Raw genomic sequence first — 18,127 nt, forward strand, 5'->3', positions numbered from 1 at the left:
ATTGAATATTATTGAGTTATTTAAACAGCTTTTGGAATCACCGAGTGTTACCCCTGAAGATGGCGGTATATTTGATTTTTTAGAAGAGTATTTGGAGGGGTTTACCACTGTACGCATTGACCGAGGAGGGGTGAAAAACCTTTTTGCCTATCGTCGTTTCGGAGTGGGAAAACATCTCTGTTTTGCAGGACACGTCGATGTCGTCCCCGCAGGGGAGGGGTGGAACAGCGATCCGTTTGTGGCAACCGAGAGTGAGGGATATATTTATGCTCGCGGTGCACAGGATATGAAAAGCGGTGTGGCGGCTTTTATCCAAGCGCTAAAAGAAGCGAAAGATTTTAACGGTACGTTATCCGTTTTATTGACTTCGGATGAAGAGGGTCCCGCTAAATTTGGAACGGTTGAAGTATTAGCCTATCTCAAAGAGCATAATCTTTTGCCGGATGCCGTTGTGGTGGCTGAACCGACATGTGAAGATAAATTCGGGGATGCAATTAAAGTAGGGCGTCGTGGGTCGATCAACGGTGTAATCGAAATCATCGGAAAACAAGGACATGCCGCGTATCCTGAAAAAGCGATCAATCCTGTTCATCAACTTGCCCCCGCGTTATCACACATTGCGGGTGTATTTTTGGATGAGGGGGATGAATATTTTGCTCCGAGTCAGATGGTTATTACCGATATGCGTGCAGGGATTGAGACAACGAATGTTTCACCGGGTAAGTTGAAAATGATGTTTAACGTCCGAAACTCCACCCGAACCGATCAAGAAAGTATTAGAAAATTTATCGACTCACAACTTTGCGGAATGGACTATACCTTGGGCTTGGATCAATCGGCTTATCCGTTTATCACCGATGCCACTACCCCAATTGTCAAAGCATTGCGTAATGCGATTGTTGAAGTGTGCGGCATCACTCCCAAAAACTCTACGGCTGGGGGGACTTCAGATGCCCGTTTTGTTGCCGCATACGGGATCGATGTGATCGAATTCGGTGTTATTAACGATACGATACATGCCCCCAATGAGCGGACAACCATTGCCGAAGTTCAAAATCTTTATGCTGTTTTTACAAAATTGATCCATAATTTTCGGTAAAATTCTGTTTTAGTTAAAGGTCAAGAATGAAAAAAATACTCCTTTTAGTTCTTTTAATGCTCAACCTCTTCGGTGCTGAAATCGCATGGCATGATACTTTTGCGGCAGCACAGGCTAAAGCAAAAAAAGAGTCTAAACCGATGTTGGTCATTATCACGACGGAGCAATGCCGATGGTGCCGTAAGCTTGAAGCGACAACGCTGTCCGATGCTGAGGTTATCTCTAAAATCAATACCTATTTTGCTCCGGTTCATGTTACCCGAGACAAGAGTGTTTATCCTAAAATGCTTACAGCCAAAATGGTACCGATGAGTTATTTTTTAGACGGTAACGGAAAAGTGATTTACTCTATTCCGGGATATTGGCCTACAGAAGATTATCAATCGATTTTGGATGATGCGCTGCGTAAAGCTAAAAAATAATTTTACTAAGGAATAACAGTGATTAAGAATGTACAAACACCTAACGCTCCTGCAGCAATCGGACCCTATTCGCAGGCGATGTTAGCAGGCGGGATGGTTTTTACCTCCGGTCAAATCGCACTAACCCCTGCAGGTGAAATGGTTGATGGGGATGTGAGCGCGCAATGTATTCAAGTTATTTCAAACCTTAAAGCGGTTTTGGAAGCAGCGGGCAGTTCTTTCGACAAAGTGATCAAAACGACGATCTTCTTGGCGGATATGGATGATTTTGCGGCAGTTAACGCAATATACGGTGATACTTTCGGCAATCATAAGCCGGCGCGTTCGACGGTAGCCGTGAAAACGTTACCGAAAAATGCACTTGTTGAGATTGATGCTATCGCTTTAATTTAAGCTTAAATAAACGTTGGCTATAATTCGCCACTTTTTGTAGACTTGTAAGTAAGGAACGCTAATGTACGCAATTATCAAAAACGGCGGAAAACAGTATAAAGTTCAAGAGGGTGATATCCTTTTGTTCGATAAAATGGGACTAGATCCTAAAACCACCGTCGAAATCAAAGAAGTTCTTGCCGTAAATAACGGTGAACTTAAAACCGGTACCCCATTCGTAAGTGGTGCTGTTGTTACTGCTGAGGTTATCAATGAAGGTCGTGACCGTAAAGTCGTGATCTACAAAAAACGTCGTCGTAAAGACAGCAAATTGAAACGTGGTTTCAGACGAGATCACACACGCGTTCGCATCGTTAAGATCGCTGCGTAATTATTTTAAAGTAGGAGGACAGCATGGCTCATAAGAAAGGTCAGGGTAGTACACAGAATAACCGCGACTCAGCGGGACGTAGACTCGGTGTCAAAAAATACGGCGGTGAATTCGTAAGAGCGGGTAATATTATTATTCGTCAACGCGGAACAAAAGTTCACCCAGGTAAAAATATGGGTATGGGTAAAGACCACACATTGTATGCGTTGGTTGACGGTGTCGTTGCATTCGAACGTAAAGACAAAAAACGTAAACAAGTCTCTATCATCCCTGCCGCTTAATTTTCTCAAAGACTCTCGTCGGGCTTTCGCCCGATTTTTGATACAATTTCCAAAATTATCTTTTTAATCATGTACTTTTCGAAAAGTATAGAGTTAAGCAAATAATAGTTGTTTCATTATGAGACAAGCGTTCAAAACAACCTGAAGGACATCCATGTTTAGTGATAGTGTAGAAATTACCGTCTCATCCGGTAAAGGGGGAGCAGGGTGTGTTGCTTTTCGACGGGAAAAATACGTTCTTCAAGGGGGACCGAACGGCGGTGATGGTGGCCGTGGAGGTGATGTTTATTTTAGAGTAGACAACAATACCCACACCCTTGCACACTTTCAAGGAAACAAAAACCTCAAAGCCGATAAAGGTCAACCGGGGTCAGGTTCCAATATGGCGGGTAAAGCAGGTAAACGACTCGTTGTCGTTGTCCCTCCGGGAACACAGGTTGTTGATGTCGAGACTGGTGAAGTACTACTTGATCTTCTCGAAGACGGAAAAGAAGTTCTCTTTTTAGAAGGGGGGCGCGGAGGGTTAGGAAATGTCCATTTTAAATCCTCAACCAACCAAAAGCCGATGTACGCTCAGCCGGGTGAACCGGCGGTTACCCGTATTGTAAGACTTGATCTTAAACTGATCGCAGACGTAGGCTTAGTCGGATTTCCGAATGTTGGAAAATCAACTTTGATCTCTACGGTATCCAACGCTCGTCCCGAAGTAGCAAACTATGAGTTTACGACACTGACTCCGAAGCTTGGGCAGATTAATATCGGTGAGTTTGATTCGTATATTATGGCGGATATTCCGGGGATTATCGGTGGAGCATCTGAGGGTAAAGGGCTTGGGCTTAAATTCCTCCGTCACATTGAGCGTACCAAAACTCTTTTGTTTATGATCGATTTGGCATCGTACCATGAACTAGAGTATCAATACGAAACCCTCAAACAAGAGCTTGAAAAATTCTCGCCTCTTTTGGCAGAGCGCAATTTTGCGATTGCCTTAACCCGTGCCGACGCCATGAGCCCTGAAGAAGCTATTGAAAAAACCAATGCGTTTTTGAAACTGGTGAATCTTGCTCCGGTTACAAAGAGCCGATTCGCTTTTAGTGATGAATATCCGGTCTATGAGCAAGCCGATTTTGACAAAGCGTTTTATGACCGTACCAAGCCGGCATTTATCGCCCCGATCTCTTCGGCGATCAACCTCAATATTAAACCATTAACGTACGCACTTTATCAAATGGTCGTAACGGAGCGCGCATGAAGCGGATCGTTGTTAAAGTTGGAAGTGCGGTTTTAAGCGAGCAAAATCGTATTGCAAAAGATCGAATGCAAAACCTCGTCGATTTTATTGCAGAGCTCAAAAAAAGCTATGAAGTGATCCTCGTCTCTTCGGGGGCGGTTGCGGCAGGCTATACGGAACTTAAACTCGATAAAAAGATTTTGGCGAACAAACAAGCTCTTGCTTCCATCGGTCAGCCGATTTTGATGAACAAATACCGCAAGATGTTTGAACACTATTCTATCCTCCCCTCCCAAGTATTGGTAACAGCGGCTAATTTCAATACCGCCGAAGAGTCTCAAAAAGCAAAAGATACGATTGAAACTCTCCTCAAACATAACGTTGTCCCTATCATTAACGAAAACGATGCGACGGCGACGGAAGAGTTGATTTTGGGAGATAATGATCAGCTCTCCGCTTATGCGGCTCATCATTTCGGAGCCGAATTACTTATAATTCTCTCCGATATTGACGCCTATTATGACAAAGACCCCCGCAGTTACAGTGATGCAAAAGTACGTTCACTCATCGAATCTATCAGTACTGATGAACTGCTGATGGAAGTTAATCCAAACCATAACTTTGCAACGGGTGGGATTGTGACGAAACTCAAAGCGGCTGATTTTCTCCTCAAGCGGGGCGGGGCGATGTTTTTGGCAAGCGGATTTGATCTGAGTGACGCTAAAAGCTTTTTACTCGCGGGGCAACATCGTGGAGGCAGTCTATTTAAAGCTGGTAAGGCTCTCTAATGACCCGTGTCATTTTTATGGGGACACCCGATTATGCGGCCTCTATTTTAGAAGCGTTGATTGCGGCGGATGATATTGACGTTGTGAGTGTTTATACTCAGCCCGATAAGCCGGTAGGTCGAAAAGCGATTTTAACCCCACCTGTAGTTAAAGTGATTGCAGAAAAAGCAAATATACCTGTGATACAGCCGAGTAAACTCCGTGACGAAGCAGTCGTAAACACGTTGTTATCAATATCGTGCGATATGATTATTGTCGCGGCATACGGGCAGATTCTCCCAAAAGAAATTTTGGAGTATGTCCCCTGCGTTAATCTTCACGCCTCTATACTCCCGCATTATCGCGGTGCCAGTCCGATTCAGCAGAGTTTACTCAATAATGATCTTGAAAGTGGTGTGAGTGCCATGTGGATGGATGAGGGGCTTGATACGGGAGCCGTTATTAAAATTAAGACACTCCCTATCGGTGAAGATGAAATGGTAGAGTCCCTATATAAGCGTTTAACGGAGAGTGCCGTTGAATTGACACTGGATATCATTCGAAACTGGGATCGTAAAAGTGCGGTGAGTCAAAATAATGAGCAAGCCACAAATTGTAAAAAAATATTAAAATCAGACGGATTAATAGATTTTAGAGATGCTCGGGAAATTTATAATCGTTATCGGGCATTTACACCATGGCCGGGTATTTTTATCGAATCAGGACTCAAGATCAAAGAGATGAAACTCGAAGAAGTGATGAGCCACGGTGAAGCAGGACAAATTATCCATATGGATAAAGAGGGTATTGTTGTTCAATGCTCTCGTGGTTCCCTTCGTATCACAAGGGTTCAAGCCCCTTCTAAACAAGAAACTTCAGTTGTTGATTATCTTAACGGAAAACGGAGTGGGTGTGGATATCCATTGGTTTGAGTCGCTTGAATCGACTCAAAGTTATCTTATAGAAGAACTGAAAGCTTTAAGATTGCAAGCTCCTGTTTGCGTCGGGGCATTGTCCCAAACTATGGGTAAAGGATCACGCGGAAATAGCTGGATTGGTCAAGAAGGAAATCTTTTTATTTCAGTTGCTTTACCGCGTGCACTATTGCCGGAAGATTTGAAACTGGAATCCTCATCGATTTATTTTGCTTTTCTCATGAAAGAGTTATTAGCTACGTTGGGTTCAAAAGTGTGGCTTAAATGGCCGAATGATTTCTATCTAAACGATAAAAAAATCGGTGGAGTTATCACAAACTTAACGGGTAATACGTTGGTATGCGGAATCGGTATTAATCTTGTTTCAGCACCTGAGTATTTTGAAAAAATCGATATTACGGTCAGTACATATGATTTAACGAAATCTTATAGTGAATTGTTCAAAAAATTACCAGCGTGGAAGCAGATTTTTAGTAATTACAAGATAGAATTTGAGAACAGTAGAGATTTTTTTATCCACAGTAGTAATGAAAAAATTGCGTTAAGACGGGCCGTATTATGTGAAGACGGATCGTTAGAATGCGATGGCCAAAGGATATATAGTTTACGATGAGTGAAGTTATTGTTATCGCCAATCAAAAAGGGGGAGTGGGTAAAACCACCACCGCTGTCAATCTAGCCGCCTCTTTAGCGGTTGCTGAAAAAAAAGTATTGCTGATCGATGCCGATCCGCAAGCTAACGCAACAACCTCATTAGGGTACCATCGTAACAATTATGAGTTTAATATTTATCATGTACTCATCGGTGCCAAAAAATTACGAGAGATCATTTTAAAAACCTCTTTGCCGAAACTTTTTTTAGCTCCGTCGAATATCGGTCTTGTCGGAGTCGAAAAAGAGTATTACGATGCCGATAATGCTACGGGGCGTGAACTTATCTTAAAACGTGCCATCGCTCAGGTAAAGGATGAATATGACTATGTCATTATCGATTCTCCTCCGGCTCTAGGGCCCATGACAATCAATGCCCTTTCAGCCTCTAATTCGGTCATTATTCCGATCCAATGTGAATTTTTTGCATTGGAAGGTTTAGCACAGCTTCTTAATACGGTAAAACTTGTCCGTAAAACGATCAATCCGAAATTGACGATTAAAGGTTTCTTGCCGACCATGTACAGTGCGCAAAATAATCTTTCACGTCAAGTATTTGCTGATTTACGTCAACATTTTCAGGGGAAATTGTTTAAGTCGGGCGATAATGAAAATGACTATATCGTTATTCCTCGTAATGTTAAATTGGCCGAGTCTCCGAGTTTTGGAAAACCGGCGATTCTTTACGATGTAAAATCGAGCGGCTCGATGGCGTACCAAGATTTGGCGCACGCGATTATCGCCTAAAGGAAGAAAATGGCGAAAGCATCAGCATTGGGCAGAGGTCTAGGGGCACTTTTAAGTGAAATTGAAGAGGCGTATGACAACGAGCTCCCTAAAAAAGGGGGAGTCGAAGAGATAGCTGTCAATAAAATCCGCCCTAACCCCTATCAACCGCGTAAGCACTTTGACTCTGAATCGCTGGCGGAACTCTCTGACTCGATTAAAACACACGGATTACTGCAACCTATAGTTATCAAAGAAGATCTAGACGGTTATATTCTTATTGCGGGCGAGCGACGCCTCCGTGCAAGCAAACTGGCCAAAAATAAAACAATCAAAGCGATTGTTGTTTCTGTTAGTGATGAGCAAATGCGTGAGCAGGCGTTGATCGAAAATATTCAGCGTGATGAACTGAATGCTATCGATTTGGCACAGGCATATCAAGAATTAATCGACATTCATGAATTGACGCATGAACAACTTTCCCAAACCGTTCATAAAAGTCGTACACAAATCACTAATACTTTACGCTTACTACAATTAAGTGATAAAGGGCGTAAAGCACTTGTTGATGGAAAAATCAGTGCAGGCCATGCAAAAGTGATATTGGGATTAGAGCCGAGTGAACAAGCTATGATGATTGATTCGATTATCGGTCAAAAATTGAGTGTTCGTGAAGTGGAGAGTATGGTTAAAAAAATCAAGCTCCCTTCAACTACGCTACATAATGTAATTGAAGCAGATGAGTTGGATTTTATCGCTTTAAAAAAACATTTACACTCACTTGGTTATAAATGTGGCACAAAAGGTTACAAACTAACGATTGAATTTGAAGATAATGGACAAATTGAATCATTTTTAGACCTACTTTCTTAATATCTCCTCGCGTTTAACTGTCCCTTCAATTTATAAGTTGTATAATCACGCAACTTTTAGGAGGTGGTATGTTAGATATAAGTCCGATGCTGCTAGGCAGCACACTGATTGTCTTCCTTGTCCTTATTGCCGTACTAAACAGTTTGCTTTACAAACCTCTTTTCAGCTATATGGAAAAACGGGATGCAGATATTAAAAAAGATTTGGAACAAGTTGGTAACAACGATTCCGAAATTGCTGCATTTCATGCCAAAGCTGAGAAGATTATGAGTGATGCTAAACTGGAAGCAGCGGCATTAAGAGAAAAAGTTATTGCTGAGGCCAAAGCGCTGGCAAATAGCAAAATAGAGACAAAACGTGCTGAATTAGCACTTGAGTACGCAACGTTCGAAGGCGAATTGTCTGCAGAACGAACACGGTTGATCGCTACGCTTCAAAATGAAGCGCCGGCATTCCAATCTGCTGTATCAGCAAAACTAAGTCAGATATGAGGTATGCAATGGGTAAAATAATCGTTACAGTATTAATGCTCAGCGCCTATCTATTTGGATCAGATGCTGGTGCGGAGGGTTCTACAGACATCGTTCAACGAACGGTTAACTTCCTGATTTTTGCCGGAATTTTGTTTTACATTTTGGCTGAACCGGTTAAAAGCTATTTTAGCGGAAGAACTACAGGGATTGCCGATGAACTTGAAAAAGTTCAAGAGCGTCTTCGTGAATCAAAACGCCTAAAAGATGCGGCTGAACATAAAATCGAAGAAGCGGAACGCTTTGCGATTGAATTAGCGGAATCGAGTAAAAAAGAGAACAAAATTTTGAGTGATAAAATTTTGGCGCAATGTGAGCAAGATCTTGAGATTATTGCAAAACAAAATAGCGCATTAATGGAACTTGATAAGCGTAAAATGGTTCGTGACGTAGTTTCTGAAATAATGAATGATGTTATGAATAGTAGCAATGATGCATTAGGAAAAGAAGCAATGACCGAAATCTTGAAAAAGAAGGTGGCATAAATGCGACATGAACTTATTGCAAAGCGTTACATCAAACCGTTGATGGAGAGTTGTGATCAAGTATCGCTAGATAACTTGTCTACACTTCTTAGTACGGTAGCAAAAGCGTATGAAAATGAAAAATTCAACCTTATTATGAATTCGAATGACGTTAGCAGCAGTGCGAAATGTCAGTTGGTTTTAGATATGGTCGCTTCAGTAAACAGTACTACGGTTAATAACTTAATCAAATTATTAGCTGAAAACGGGCGTCTTTCATTGATTCCTGTCATCGCTGATCAATTGACACGCGAAATCGGTCGTGTAAAACGTACATTCAAAGGGCGTATTTATAGCAATAATGTTGTAGATCAAGCTTCGGTTGATACGATTGCACGCGATTTGGGGACAAAAATGGGGGCAACCATCTCTTTGAGCTATGTTGCTTCTGATTTTGACGGTATCCGTGTAGAAGTTGATGATTTGAATGTAGAGATTAATTTTTCAAAAAGCCGCCTTAATGCTCAATTGGTTGAGCACATTTTAAAAGCAATTTAACCCTCGGGAAAGGAGAAATAGTGGTAGCAAAAGTACAAGCAGACGAAATCAGTTCAATCATTAAAGAACGAATTGAGAATTTCGAACTTAATGTAGATATTAATGAAACCGGAAAAATCGTCTCATACGGAGATGGAATCGCTCAAGTTTATGGCTTGAACAACGTTATGGCCGGTGAGATGGTAGAATTTGAAGACGGTTCACGCGGTCTGGTTATGAACCTTGAGGAGAGCAGCGTCGGTGTTGTTATCCTCGGTAAAGGTAAAGACCTTCGTGAAGGTATGAGTGTAAAACGTCTTGGACGTCTTTTACGTGTTCCTGTCGGTGATGCACTTCTTGGACGTGTCGTGAACTCTCTTGGTGAACCGATTGACGGTAAAGGTCCGATCGAAACAACAGAAGTTCGTTTCGTAGAGGAAAAAGCTCCTGGTATCATGGCACGTAAATCGGTTCATGAACCGATGGCAACCGGTATTAAAGCGATTGATGCACTTGTTCCAATCGGACGCGGACAACGCGAACTTATCATCGGTGACCGCCAAACGGGTAAAACTACGGTTGCACTTGACACTATTATCAATCAAAAAGGTAATGGCGTAGTCTGTATCTATGTAGCAATCGGTCAAAAAGAATCAACGGTTGCACAAGTTGTTCGTCGTCTAGAAGAGCACGGTGCGCTTGATTACACTATTATTGTTTCTGCACCGGCCTCTGAAGCGGCAGCACTCCAATTCCTCGCGCCGTATACCGGCGTAACAATGGGTGAATATTTCCGCGACAATGCACGCCACGGTTTGATCGTTTATGATGATCTCTCTAAACACGCGGTAGCATACCGTGAAATGTCATTGATCCTTCGCCGTCCTCCGGGTCGTGAAGCATATCCGGGTGACGTTTTCTATCTACACTCTCGTCTTTTAGAGCGTGCAGCAAAATTGAATGATGAGTTAGGTGCGGGTTCATTGACTGCTCTTCCGATCATTGAAACTCAAGCGGGTGACGTTGCGGCATATATTCCGACTAACGTTATTTCAATTACTGACGGTCAAATTTTCTTGGAAACTGACTTGTTCAACTCAGGTATCCGCCCTGCGATCAACGTAGGTCTTTCTGTATCACGTGTCGGTGGTGCGGCGCAAATCAAAGCAACGAAACAAGTTGCCGGGACATTGCGTCTTGATTTGGCACAATACCGTGAACTTCAAGCGTTTGCACAGTTTGCTTCTGATTTGGACGAAGTAAGCCGTAAACAACTTGAGCGTGGTCAGCGTATGGTTGAAGTTTTGAAACAACCTCCATATTCTCCACTCGGTGCTGAAAAACAAGCGTTGGTTATTTTCGCGGGTAATGAAGGCTATCTTGATGATATCTCTGCAGATTCTGTCGTTAAATTTGAAGCGGATTTGTATCCGTTCATTGAAGCGTCTTATCCACAAATTCTCGAAAACATCCGTAGCACATCAAAAATTGATGATGAAACAATGGCAATGATGAAAAAAGCACTCGAAGAGTTTAAATCTACTTTCGTTGCTGAATAAGGATCTTTATGGCTAACTTGAAAGAGATTCAAAGACAGATCAAAAGTGTTTCGAACACGCAAAAAACTACGCGTGCAATGAAGCTTGTTTCAACGGCGAAACTTCGCCGTGCGGAAGAGCTTGCGAAACGCTCACGTCTGTTTGCACAAAAAACGAATCAAGTGATAGCTGAAATCGCAGGGCGTATCAAATGCAATAAAGTGGGTGGAATTGAAAACCGCTGCTTTATTGAGAATGATGCACCTGAAATGATTGATATTATTTTTGTAACAGCGGACAAAGGTCTCTGCGGCGGTTTCAATATGCAAACCATCAAAGCGGTTAAACGTCTAATGAGTGAATACAAAAATAAAAAAGTCAAAATCCGCCTTCGCGGTATCGGGAAAAAAGGGATTGAATTTTTTACTTACAATGAAGTAGAGATGCTTGATACGGTAAAAAATTTAAGTTCCGCTCCTGATATGCAGCGTTCAAGCGAGTTTATGACCCGTTCGATCAATGATTTCAAAGAGGGTAAAATCGATGCTGTGTATCTCGTATACAACGGTTATAAAAACGTTATTACCCAAGAGTTGCATGTCAATCGTGTGTTACCGGTCAATGTAGAGAGTTATGATTGCGAAGAAGCAAAAAACTCTATGTTAGAGCTAGAAGCACAAGACGAAGAGAAAATGCTCGATTCATTGGTTACAAAATATGCTGAGTACAATATGTATTATGCGTTGATTGATTCGCTTGCGGCAGAGCACAGTGCACGTATGCAGGCAATGGATGCAGCTACTAACAACGCTAAAGAGATGGTTAACTCGTTGAAAGTCAAGTTTAATAAAGCACGACAAGAAGCGATCACAACTGAACTTATTGAGATTATCAGCGGCGTCGAGTCGATGAAATAATTATGGAGGAAAGAATGATTGGTAAAATTGCTCAAGTAATTGGTCCGGTTGTTGACGTTGATTTTGAAGGTTATTTACCTGCGATCAATGAAGCAATCGAAGTAAATGTAAGTGTAGAAGGGAATACGACTCGTCTTGTTCTTGAAGTAGCATCTCACCTAGGTAACGGACGTGTACGTACGATCGCTATGGATATGTCTGAAGGTTTGGTTCGCGGAATGGCTGCTAAATCTACAGGTGCACCGATCAAAGTTCCGGTTGGTGAAAAAGTTCTCGGACGTATTTTTAACGTAATCGGTGAAACGATTGACGGCGGAGATCAAGTAACAGATTGTGATACATGGTCTATTCACCGTGATCCTCCACCTCTTGTTGATCAAAGTACAAAAACTGAGATGTTCGAAACGGGTATCAAAGTTGTTGACCTTTTGGCTCCGTACGCTAAAGGTGGTAAAGTAGGACTATTTGGTGGTGCCGGTGTCGGTAAAACCGTTATTATCATGGAATTGATTCACAACGTTGCACACGGGCATGACGGTCTTTCTGTTTTTGCCGGTGTCGGTGAGCGTACTCGTGAGGGGAATGACCTTTACCATGAGATGAAAGAATCAAGCGTTTTGGACAAAGTAGCACTGTGCTACGGTCAAATGTCTGAACCACCGGGAGCACGTAACCGTATCGCTCTTACAGGTCTTACCATGGCGGAATATTTCCGTGATGAAAAAGGGCTTGACGTATTGATGTTTATCGATAACATCTTCCGTTTCGCACAATCAGGATCTGAGATGTCAGCACTTCTTGGACGTATCCCATCAGCCGTTGGTTACCAACCGACTTTGGCTCGTGAAATGGGTGCACTTCAAGACCGTATTACCTCAACCAAAAAAGGTTCAATCACCTCTGTTCAAGCGGTATACGTACCTGCGGATGACTTGACTGACCCGGCTCCTGCTTCGGTTTTTGCTCACCTTGATGCGACAACGGTTCTTAACCGTAAAATCGCTGAAAAAGGGATCTATCCTGCGGTTGATCCGTTGGATTCGACATCACGCTTGCTTGATCCGCAAATCATCGGTGAAGAGCACTACAGTGTTGCTCGCGGTGTTCAAAAAACACTTCAAAAATATAAAGATTTGCAAGATATTATTGCAATTCTTGGTATGGATGAGCTTTCGGAAGATGACAAATCGACTGTTGAGCGTGCACGTAAAATCGAGAAATTCCTTTCTCAACCGTTCTTCGTTGCGGAAGTATTTACCGGTTCTCCTGGTAAATACGTTTCACTTGAAAACACTATCAAAGGATTCAAAGGGATTCTTGAAGGTGAATTCGACCATATGCCAGAAGGCGCGTTCTATATGGTCGGTGATATGAATGAGGCGATTGAAAAAGCTGCTAAAATGAAAAGCAAGTAATTGCTTCTCGCCTTATAAGGAAACACTATGGAAACACTCCAATTAGAAGTGCTAACCCCAAGCGGTCCGATTTATAACGGGCCGGCTAAAAGCGTCACCCTTCCGGGTGAAGAGGGAGAATTCGGTGTTCTCCCTGAACACGTCTCTTTGACTACATTACTTCAAGCCGGAGTAGTGGATATTCAAAAAGAGAGCGGTAAAACGGAATCAATCGTTGTGAATTGGGGCGTAGTCCAAATCACTCAAAACAAAGTTGTTGTTTTGGTTGACGGTGCGGTTGCGATTCGCGGTGAAAATGAAGGGGATATTGCTAAAGCTCTTGATGAAGCAAAATCGCTTATCACCAGTGTAGGTGATTCTAACGCAATGATCGCATCGGTTTCAGCACGTATCGAATCAGCGGCACATCGTTTAGTTTAAGTCAATGTTTCAATCATTTGCAAATTTCTACGATAAAAGTCACCCGGTAACACTTTTTGTGTTACTGGTCCTTTCTCTCTATTTCATTGCCGTTAATTGGACCTTTTTTTATCGCTTTTTTTCTCTTAATCAATGGATTACTACTGAAAACCAATCACTTGAATCTTTGTTGCTTGGATCTTCTAAAATCCCTGATTTCGCCTATTTGAGTCATTTTACAAAATCATCATCTCGTCTTTCAACCTCTTTGTTTGATATGGCTTCTTATTCGGCGACAAAAGAGGCGACAAAAGGTTTGATGTTTCTCTCGATTGTTGCATCAACTACCCCTTTTATTGGACTTTTCGGCACGGTAGTCTCAATCTTAGATACGTTTGATCATATTGGTCAAGCCAGTGGAACAATGAGTGTAATTGCTTCGGGTGTATCAGACGCATTGGTTGCGACAGCTTCAGGAATATTTGTTGCTATTTTTGCCTATACTTATCATCAAATACTCAAACGCAAAGCTTTTGAATTATCGGGTCTGATTCGTATGCAAGGTGATGCACTTCTTTCGAAAGATGTCTAATACTATGTTTGATTGGGATGAAAAACCGGAACTCAACATCACTCCCCTCGTGGATGTAATGTTGGTTCTACTTGCTATTTTGATGGTAATTTCACCCAATATTGTTTATGAAGAGTTGATCCGTCTTCCGAAAGGTTCAGCACAAAAAGAGTTGACAAAAATTCCTCCTGTACATATTACTATTAGTAAAAGCGGAGAGATTACGGTTAATAAAGAACCGTTTAAAATGGATACTTTTGCAGATAATTTTTCTCTCCATGCACAGACGTTAAATCATGATGCGACCGTCTTAATAAGTGCAGATCAAACACTTGACTATGGAAAAGTAATGTCCGTACTGGGGGCAGTTAAAAAAGCCGGTTTTCGAGAAGTATCGTTAGCATCCAATGGCTAAACGTATTTTAGAGTTTCTACAAAAGATGCTGTCAAATGAGTTTTAACCAAGATCGCTATTTTTTTCTAAGTGGATTGATTTCGATTACACTTTTTCTTGTTTTGCTATTTTTATCAATGTACAGTTTAGTATTGTCTCCGACGATAGAACACTTTGCCATGAAAGAAAGTGAGTATGTATCGGTATCTCTCATGGAACCGACAACAGCTGAAATTCAAACAAGCACTGAAGCTCTTAATGCCCCTGAAAAAGCTGAACCTGAGCCTGTAGAAGAAAAACCTATTGTCGAAGAGGAAGAAATTCCTGAAATATCTGACCTTTTTTCTCAGGTAAAGGTAGACCGAACACCTAAAAAAATACGAGAAGAGAGTAAACACAGAGAACAATTGAGTGCACTTGAAAAAGAGATCTTGGAGAAAAAAGATTCTCCCCGTTTTTCGGATAAAGTGAGTAAAGTCGATCTAGTCAAGCCTTCTGTTAAGATGGTTACTCAAAGCGGATCGAGCGGACCGATTGTTAACGAATACCATGCTAAGATTCAAGGGCTGGTTTATACCTATTTTCGACCTCCCGCAGGAACGGTAGGGGAAGTGGCACGAGTCCGCATGAGTATTGGCGCATCCGGAAAACTAATCAGTTACAAAGTGATTACTTATTCAGGAAATAGATCGTTTAATAGCGAAGTTGAGTGGCTCAAAGATCGTCTTGTTTCTGTTCGCTTTCCGGAACATCCGGAGGGAAAAGATGCAATTTTGGAATTTATACTAACCGCTAAGGAGTAATCATTTGAAATTTTTATTTTTTATTTTAACATTAGTTCAACTTACCTGGGGGGCAGATGCTACCCTAGAAGTCGTTAAAGGGGTTGAGGGATTATCACCCTTGGCTATTGAAGATTCATCACCGCAAAGCAGTGAAATAAGCCAAAAATTTACCAAAATGTTAGCGGCAGATATGAATGTAGTTTCTTTATTTACGGTTGATGAGAGTTATGCGACTGCAGCATTTGACTCACCTCTACCCTCACCAATGCATAAAGATGCTCAGTATATATTGCGTTATCGTTTGAGTAACGACGGAGCAGGGGGGATACGCGCGGATATCAAATTGCTCCACAGCGGAAAAGAGCTATTTTTTAAAAATTACGTTTTAAAACAAAGTGAGATGGCAGTATTTTTGTCGCATTCGATCGCCTATGATATTAATGCAAAGCTTGGAGGTTCTCCTATCGACTGGATCAAACGTAAAGTTTTATTTATCCGTTTAACCAGTCCGAGACAATCAGAAATTGTTGCATCAGATTACACCCTTTCGTATCAAAAAGTGATTTTAAAAGGGGGAATGTACGGATTTGCAAAATGGGCAAACCGAGATCAAACTGATTTATACTATACCGCTTTATCGGATATGAAGCCGACAATTTACAAAATGAACCTTTTTAGCGGAAAAAAAGAGAGGATAATCAGTTCGGACGGGATGGCGGTATGCTCGGATGTGAGTGAAGATGGTAGTCGTCTTTTACTAACGTTGGCACCTAACGGACAGCCAGATATTTTTCTTTATGATACGTTATCAGCTAATAAAACACGTATTACCGATTATTCAGGGATCGATGTTAACGGACAGTTTATGGGAGATGGATCGATAGCTTTTGTTTCTAACCGTTTGGGATATCCTAATATATTTTCGACGCGTGTTAACAGCAATGCCGTTTCACAATTGGTGTATCAAGGTAAAAGTAATTCTTCTCTAAGCTCGTATAAAAACTTTCTAGTCTACAAAGCCAGAGAGAACAGTGCAAATTTTGCAGGCAATACCTTTAATCTTCATCTCTTGTCTCTTAACTCGGGGAATGTTAAACGGTTAACAGCAAGTGGAGAGAATGATTTCCCGAGATTTTCTCCTGATGGTGAGGCGATTTTGTATACGAAACAAGAAGGATCACGTAGTTCTATAGGCGTTATCCGTTTTGGAGTTAACAAAAGCTTTGCATTTCCACTAAAAATAGGGCGAATTCAGTCGATTGATTGGTAGTGTTAACAATTTTTTCGGTATCATAACGTTAAATATTTATAATCCTGAGGAGATATCATGATGAAAAAAGTTGCTTTTTTAAGCGCAACGGTAGCAATGTTAGTTTTAAGCGGATGTAGTTCTAAAGAACCTGCAATCGATGCAACGGCAAATGCCAATGGAACGTCAATCGGGACAAATGCAAATGCAACACAAACAACGGGGACAGATGCTAATGCGGTAATCGCTCCTATCACTAATGCAAGTGCTAACGATACATCTTCGGCTGGATCAAACGGTACAAACGGTTCAGACGGTCAATTGGTTAGTATTCAATTCGATTACGATAAATTTGACATTCGTGAAGATATGCAAGAAGCAATGACTAAAAATACCCTTTTGGTTAAAGGTAAATCGATTAAACTTGAAGGTAATTGTGATGAATTCGGAAGTGATGAATACAATTACGCTCTCGGTCTTAAACGTGCCAACACTGTAAAAGCATCATTGGTAAACAGCGGTGTAAGTGCTGATTCAATCACGATGGCAAGTTTTGGTGAGAGTAATCCGGTTTGTTTAGAAAAAACACAAGAGTGCTGGGCTAAAAATCGTCGTGTAGATTTCAAACTTCCGTAAATGCGTTCGTTTCTACTTCTTCCTTTCTTACTTATTACAATCGCATCTGCTTCAGAGCCTTCGGCTTTCGGGGCAGGTGATCTCAACAACCCTAATCCATACGGTCTTACCCATGAAGAGAAGCTGATTCTCGAGAATAAAAAAGAGATTCAAACCGTTATCCAAAAAAATAACGTGCAAATTGCAAAAGTCGAAACCGTTAGTGAACGACTTGACGGGATGCAGGGAATAATTGAGGGATTAAGTCAACGCTCTAATGAACAAACCTTGACACTTCAAAAACTTCAAGAGAAGCTCATAACCGATGGCAATAGCAGTGTAACACTTGAAGAATTGAGTAAACAAGTGAATGCGAATTCCGAAAATATTGCTCAGTTTAAAACTCTTTTGGAAGAACTTTCGCATGTTGTTGATGGGATCAATAGCGCTTATGTGAGTAAAGAACAATTTGCGGCTCTGATTAAACAACTTAAGGTCAGTGTTCCTGAGCGTACGGTAACCCCTGAAAAAATGTCGAATTCGGCAATTGAAAAAGAGGCAAATAAACTCTTTTCACAAAAGAAATATGGTGATGCACAGAGTTATTTTGAGCAGATGGTTGTAAAAAAGTATAAAACTGCCGAAGCGATGTATATGATCGGTGAGACACAGTTTGAACGTAAAAATTATAAAGAAGCGGTTGCTAGTTATAAAGAGAGTGCTTCACGTAATGAAAAAGCACTTTATATGCCGACACTTTTACTTCATTCAGGGATCTCGATGGAAAAAACAGGGGATAACGGGATGGCTAAAGCGTTTTATCAAGCAACTATTTCAAAATTCAATGGAAGCGGAGCAGCCAGAGAAGCGAGTGAGAGACTCTCTAAGCTAAAATAGCTATATGGCTATTTTCAGCATCGCTATAGGTAAATGTGCTAAAATCGCACAATCTAAAGTTAAGGCAC

At 41.5% G+C, this 18,127-nt stretch carries 24 protein-coding genes; all 24 read left to right on the forward strand.

The window, feature by feature from the left end; translation table 11 throughout:
* The first annotated feature begins 1 nt into the window (after position 1).
* The 24 genes from dapE to RMO68_RS11020 all read left to right on the forward strand — a co-directional run bounded on the left by dapE (position 2) and on the right by RMO68_RS11020 (position 18,059).
* The gene (dapE, locus tag RMO68_RS10905) at positions 2 to 1,099 is read left to right on the forward strand and encodes a succinyl-diaminopimelate desuccinylase (RefSeq protein WP_310440786.1); all 1,098 of its coding nucleotides are present in this window, start codon (positions 2 to 4) and stop codon (positions 1,097 to 1,099) included.
* Between the two features lie 26 nt (positions 1,100 to 1,125).
* A complete protein-coding gene (locus tag RMO68_RS10910; RefSeq protein WP_310440787.1) occupies positions 1,126 to 1,521 on the forward strand; it encodes a thioredoxin family protein in 396 nt (131 codons plus the stop codon).
* A gap of 21 nt (positions 1,522 to 1,542) precedes the next feature.
* Complete coding sequence (locus tag RMO68_RS10915; RefSeq protein WP_310440830.1) at positions 1,543 to 1,914, forward strand: RidA family protein; 372 nt, start codon at positions 1,543 to 1,545, stop codon at positions 1,912 to 1,914.
* 61 nt (positions 1,915 to 1,975) lie between these two features.
* Positions 1,976 to 2,284: a 50S ribosomal protein L21 gene (gene rplU / locus RMO68_RS10920; protein WP_310440788.1), complete on the forward strand. Its 309-nt coding sequence runs from the start codon at positions 1,976 to 1,978 to the stop codon at positions 2,282 to 2,284.
* Positions 2,285 to 2,307: 23 nt separating this feature from the next.
* Complete coding sequence (rpmA, locus tag RMO68_RS10925; protein WP_310440789.1) at positions 2,308 to 2,565, forward strand: 50S ribosomal protein L27; 258 nt, start codon at positions 2,308 to 2,310, stop codon at positions 2,563 to 2,565.
* Between the two features lie 154 nt (positions 2,566 to 2,719).
* Positions 2,720 to 3,817 carry a GTPase ObgE gene (gene obgE / locus RMO68_RS10930; protein ID WP_310440790.1) on the forward strand — a complete coding sequence of 366 codons (1,098 nt, stop codon included), beginning with the start codon at positions 2,720 to 2,722 and terminating at the stop codon, positions 3,815 to 3,817.
* On the forward strand, positions 3,814 to 4,584 hold the full coding sequence (gene proB / locus RMO68_RS10935) for a glutamate 5-kinase (protein WP_310440791.1): 771 nt from the start codon (positions 3,814 to 3,816) through the stop codon (positions 4,582 to 4,584). The genes obgE and proB overlap by 4 nt, the downstream gene beginning before the upstream one ends.
* On the forward strand, positions 4,584 to 5,495 hold the full coding sequence (gene fmt, locus RMO68_RS10940) for a methionyl-tRNA formyltransferase (RefSeq protein WP_310440792.1): 912 nt from the start codon (positions 4,584 to 4,586) through the stop codon (positions 5,493 to 5,495). Before proB ends, fmt begins: the two co-directional genes overlap by 1 nt.
* On the forward strand, positions 5,476 to 6,111 hold the full coding sequence (locus RMO68_RS10945) for a biotin--[acetyl-CoA-carboxylase] ligase (RefSeq protein ID WP_310440793.1): 636 nt from the start codon (positions 5,476 to 5,478) through the stop codon (positions 6,109 to 6,111). The genes fmt and RMO68_RS10945 overlap by 20 nt, the downstream gene beginning before the upstream one ends.
* Positions 6,108 to 6,896: an AAA family ATPase gene (locus tag RMO68_RS10950; protein ID WP_310440794.1), complete on the forward strand. Its 789-nt coding sequence runs from the start codon at positions 6,108 to 6,110 to the stop codon at positions 6,894 to 6,896. The genes RMO68_RS10945 and RMO68_RS10950 overlap by 4 nt, the downstream gene beginning before the upstream one ends.
* Positions 6,897 to 6,905: 9 nt before the next feature.
* The gene (locus RMO68_RS10955; protein WP_310440795.1) at positions 6,906 to 7,748 is read left to right on the forward strand and encodes a ParB/RepB/Spo0J family partition protein; all 843 of its coding nucleotides are present in this window, start codon (positions 6,906 to 6,908) and stop codon (positions 7,746 to 7,748) included.
* A 68-nt stretch (positions 7,749 to 7,816) separates the two neighbouring features.
* Complete coding sequence (locus RMO68_RS10960; protein WP_310440796.1) at positions 7,817 to 8,239, forward strand: F0F1 ATP synthase subunit B'; 423 nt, start codon at positions 7,817 to 7,819, stop codon at positions 8,237 to 8,239.
* Between the two features lie 8 nt (positions 8,240 to 8,247).
* Positions 8,248 to 8,763: a F0F1 ATP synthase subunit B gene (locus RMO68_RS10965; RefSeq protein WP_310440797.1), complete on the forward strand. Its 516-nt coding sequence runs from the start codon at positions 8,248 to 8,250 to the stop codon at positions 8,761 to 8,763.
* The gene (locus RMO68_RS10970; RefSeq protein ID WP_310440798.1) at positions 8,764 to 9,300 is read left to right on the forward strand and encodes a F0F1 ATP synthase subunit delta; all 537 of its coding nucleotides are present in this window, start codon (positions 8,764 to 8,766) and stop codon (positions 9,298 to 9,300) included.
* 20 nt (positions 9,301 to 9,320) lie between these two features.
* Positions 9,321 to 10,838, forward strand: a complete 1,518-nt coding sequence (gene atpA / locus RMO68_RS10975; protein ID WP_310440799.1) for a F0F1 ATP synthase subunit alpha — start codon at positions 9,321 to 9,323, stop codon at positions 10,836 to 10,838.
* 8 nt (positions 10,839 to 10,846) lie between these two features.
* Positions 10,847 to 11,734 (forward strand): ATP synthase F1 subunit gamma, encoded by an 888-nt coding sequence (gene atpG / locus RMO68_RS10980; RefSeq protein ID WP_310440800.1) that lies wholly within the window; start codon positions 10,847 to 10,849, stop codon positions 11,732 to 11,734.
* 14 nt (positions 11,735 to 11,748) lie between these two features.
* Entirely contained in the window at positions 11,749 to 13,149 is a 1,401-nt protein-coding gene (gene atpD, locus RMO68_RS10985; protein WP_310440801.1) for a F0F1 ATP synthase subunit beta, read from the forward strand.
* 27 nt (positions 13,150 to 13,176) lie between these two features.
* Entirely contained in the window at positions 13,177 to 13,569 is a 393-nt protein-coding gene (atpC, locus tag RMO68_RS10990; protein ID WP_310440802.1) for an ATP synthase F1 subunit epsilon, read from the forward strand.
* A 4-nt stretch (positions 13,570 to 13,573) separates the two neighbouring features.
* Entirely contained in the window at positions 13,574 to 14,140 is a 567-nt protein-coding gene (locus tag RMO68_RS10995; protein WP_409574828.1) for a MotA/TolQ/ExbB proton channel family protein, read from the forward strand.
* A 4-nt stretch (positions 14,141 to 14,144) separates the two neighbouring features.
* Positions 14,145 to 14,534, forward strand: coding sequence for a biopolymer transporter ExbD (locus tag RMO68_RS11000; protein ID WP_310440804.1), 390 nt, complete (start codon positions 14,145 to 14,147; stop codon positions 14,532 to 14,534).
* A gap of 35 nt (positions 14,535 to 14,569) precedes the next feature.
* A complete protein-coding gene (locus RMO68_RS11005; RefSeq protein WP_310440805.1) occupies positions 14,570 to 15,316 on the forward strand; it encodes a TonB C-terminal domain-containing protein in 747 nt (248 codons plus the stop codon).
* Positions 15,317 to 15,320: 4 nt separating this feature from the next.
* Positions 15,321 to 16,568 (forward strand): Tol-Pal system protein TolB, encoded by a 1,248-nt coding sequence (gene tolB, locus RMO68_RS11010; protein ID WP_310440806.1) that lies wholly within the window; start codon positions 15,321 to 15,323, stop codon positions 16,566 to 16,568.
* A gap of 57 nt (positions 16,569 to 16,625) precedes the next feature.
* Positions 16,626 to 17,183 carry an OmpA family protein gene (locus RMO68_RS11015; RefSeq protein ID WP_310440807.1) on the forward strand — a complete coding sequence of 186 codons (558 nt, stop codon included), beginning with the start codon at positions 16,626 to 16,628 and terminating at the stop codon, positions 17,181 to 17,183.
* Complete coding sequence (locus RMO68_RS11020; RefSeq protein WP_310440808.1) at positions 17,184 to 18,059, forward strand: tetratricopeptide repeat protein; 876 nt, start codon at positions 17,184 to 17,186, stop codon at positions 18,057 to 18,059.
* Positions 18,060 to 18,127 lie beyond the last annotated feature (68 nt).

The sequence above is a fragment of the Sulfuricurvum sp. genome (assembly GCF_031427015.1).
In the GTDB taxonomy this organism is placed as follows: Bacteria; Campylobacterota; Campylobacteria; order Campylobacterales; family Sulfurimonadaceae; genus Sulfuricurvum.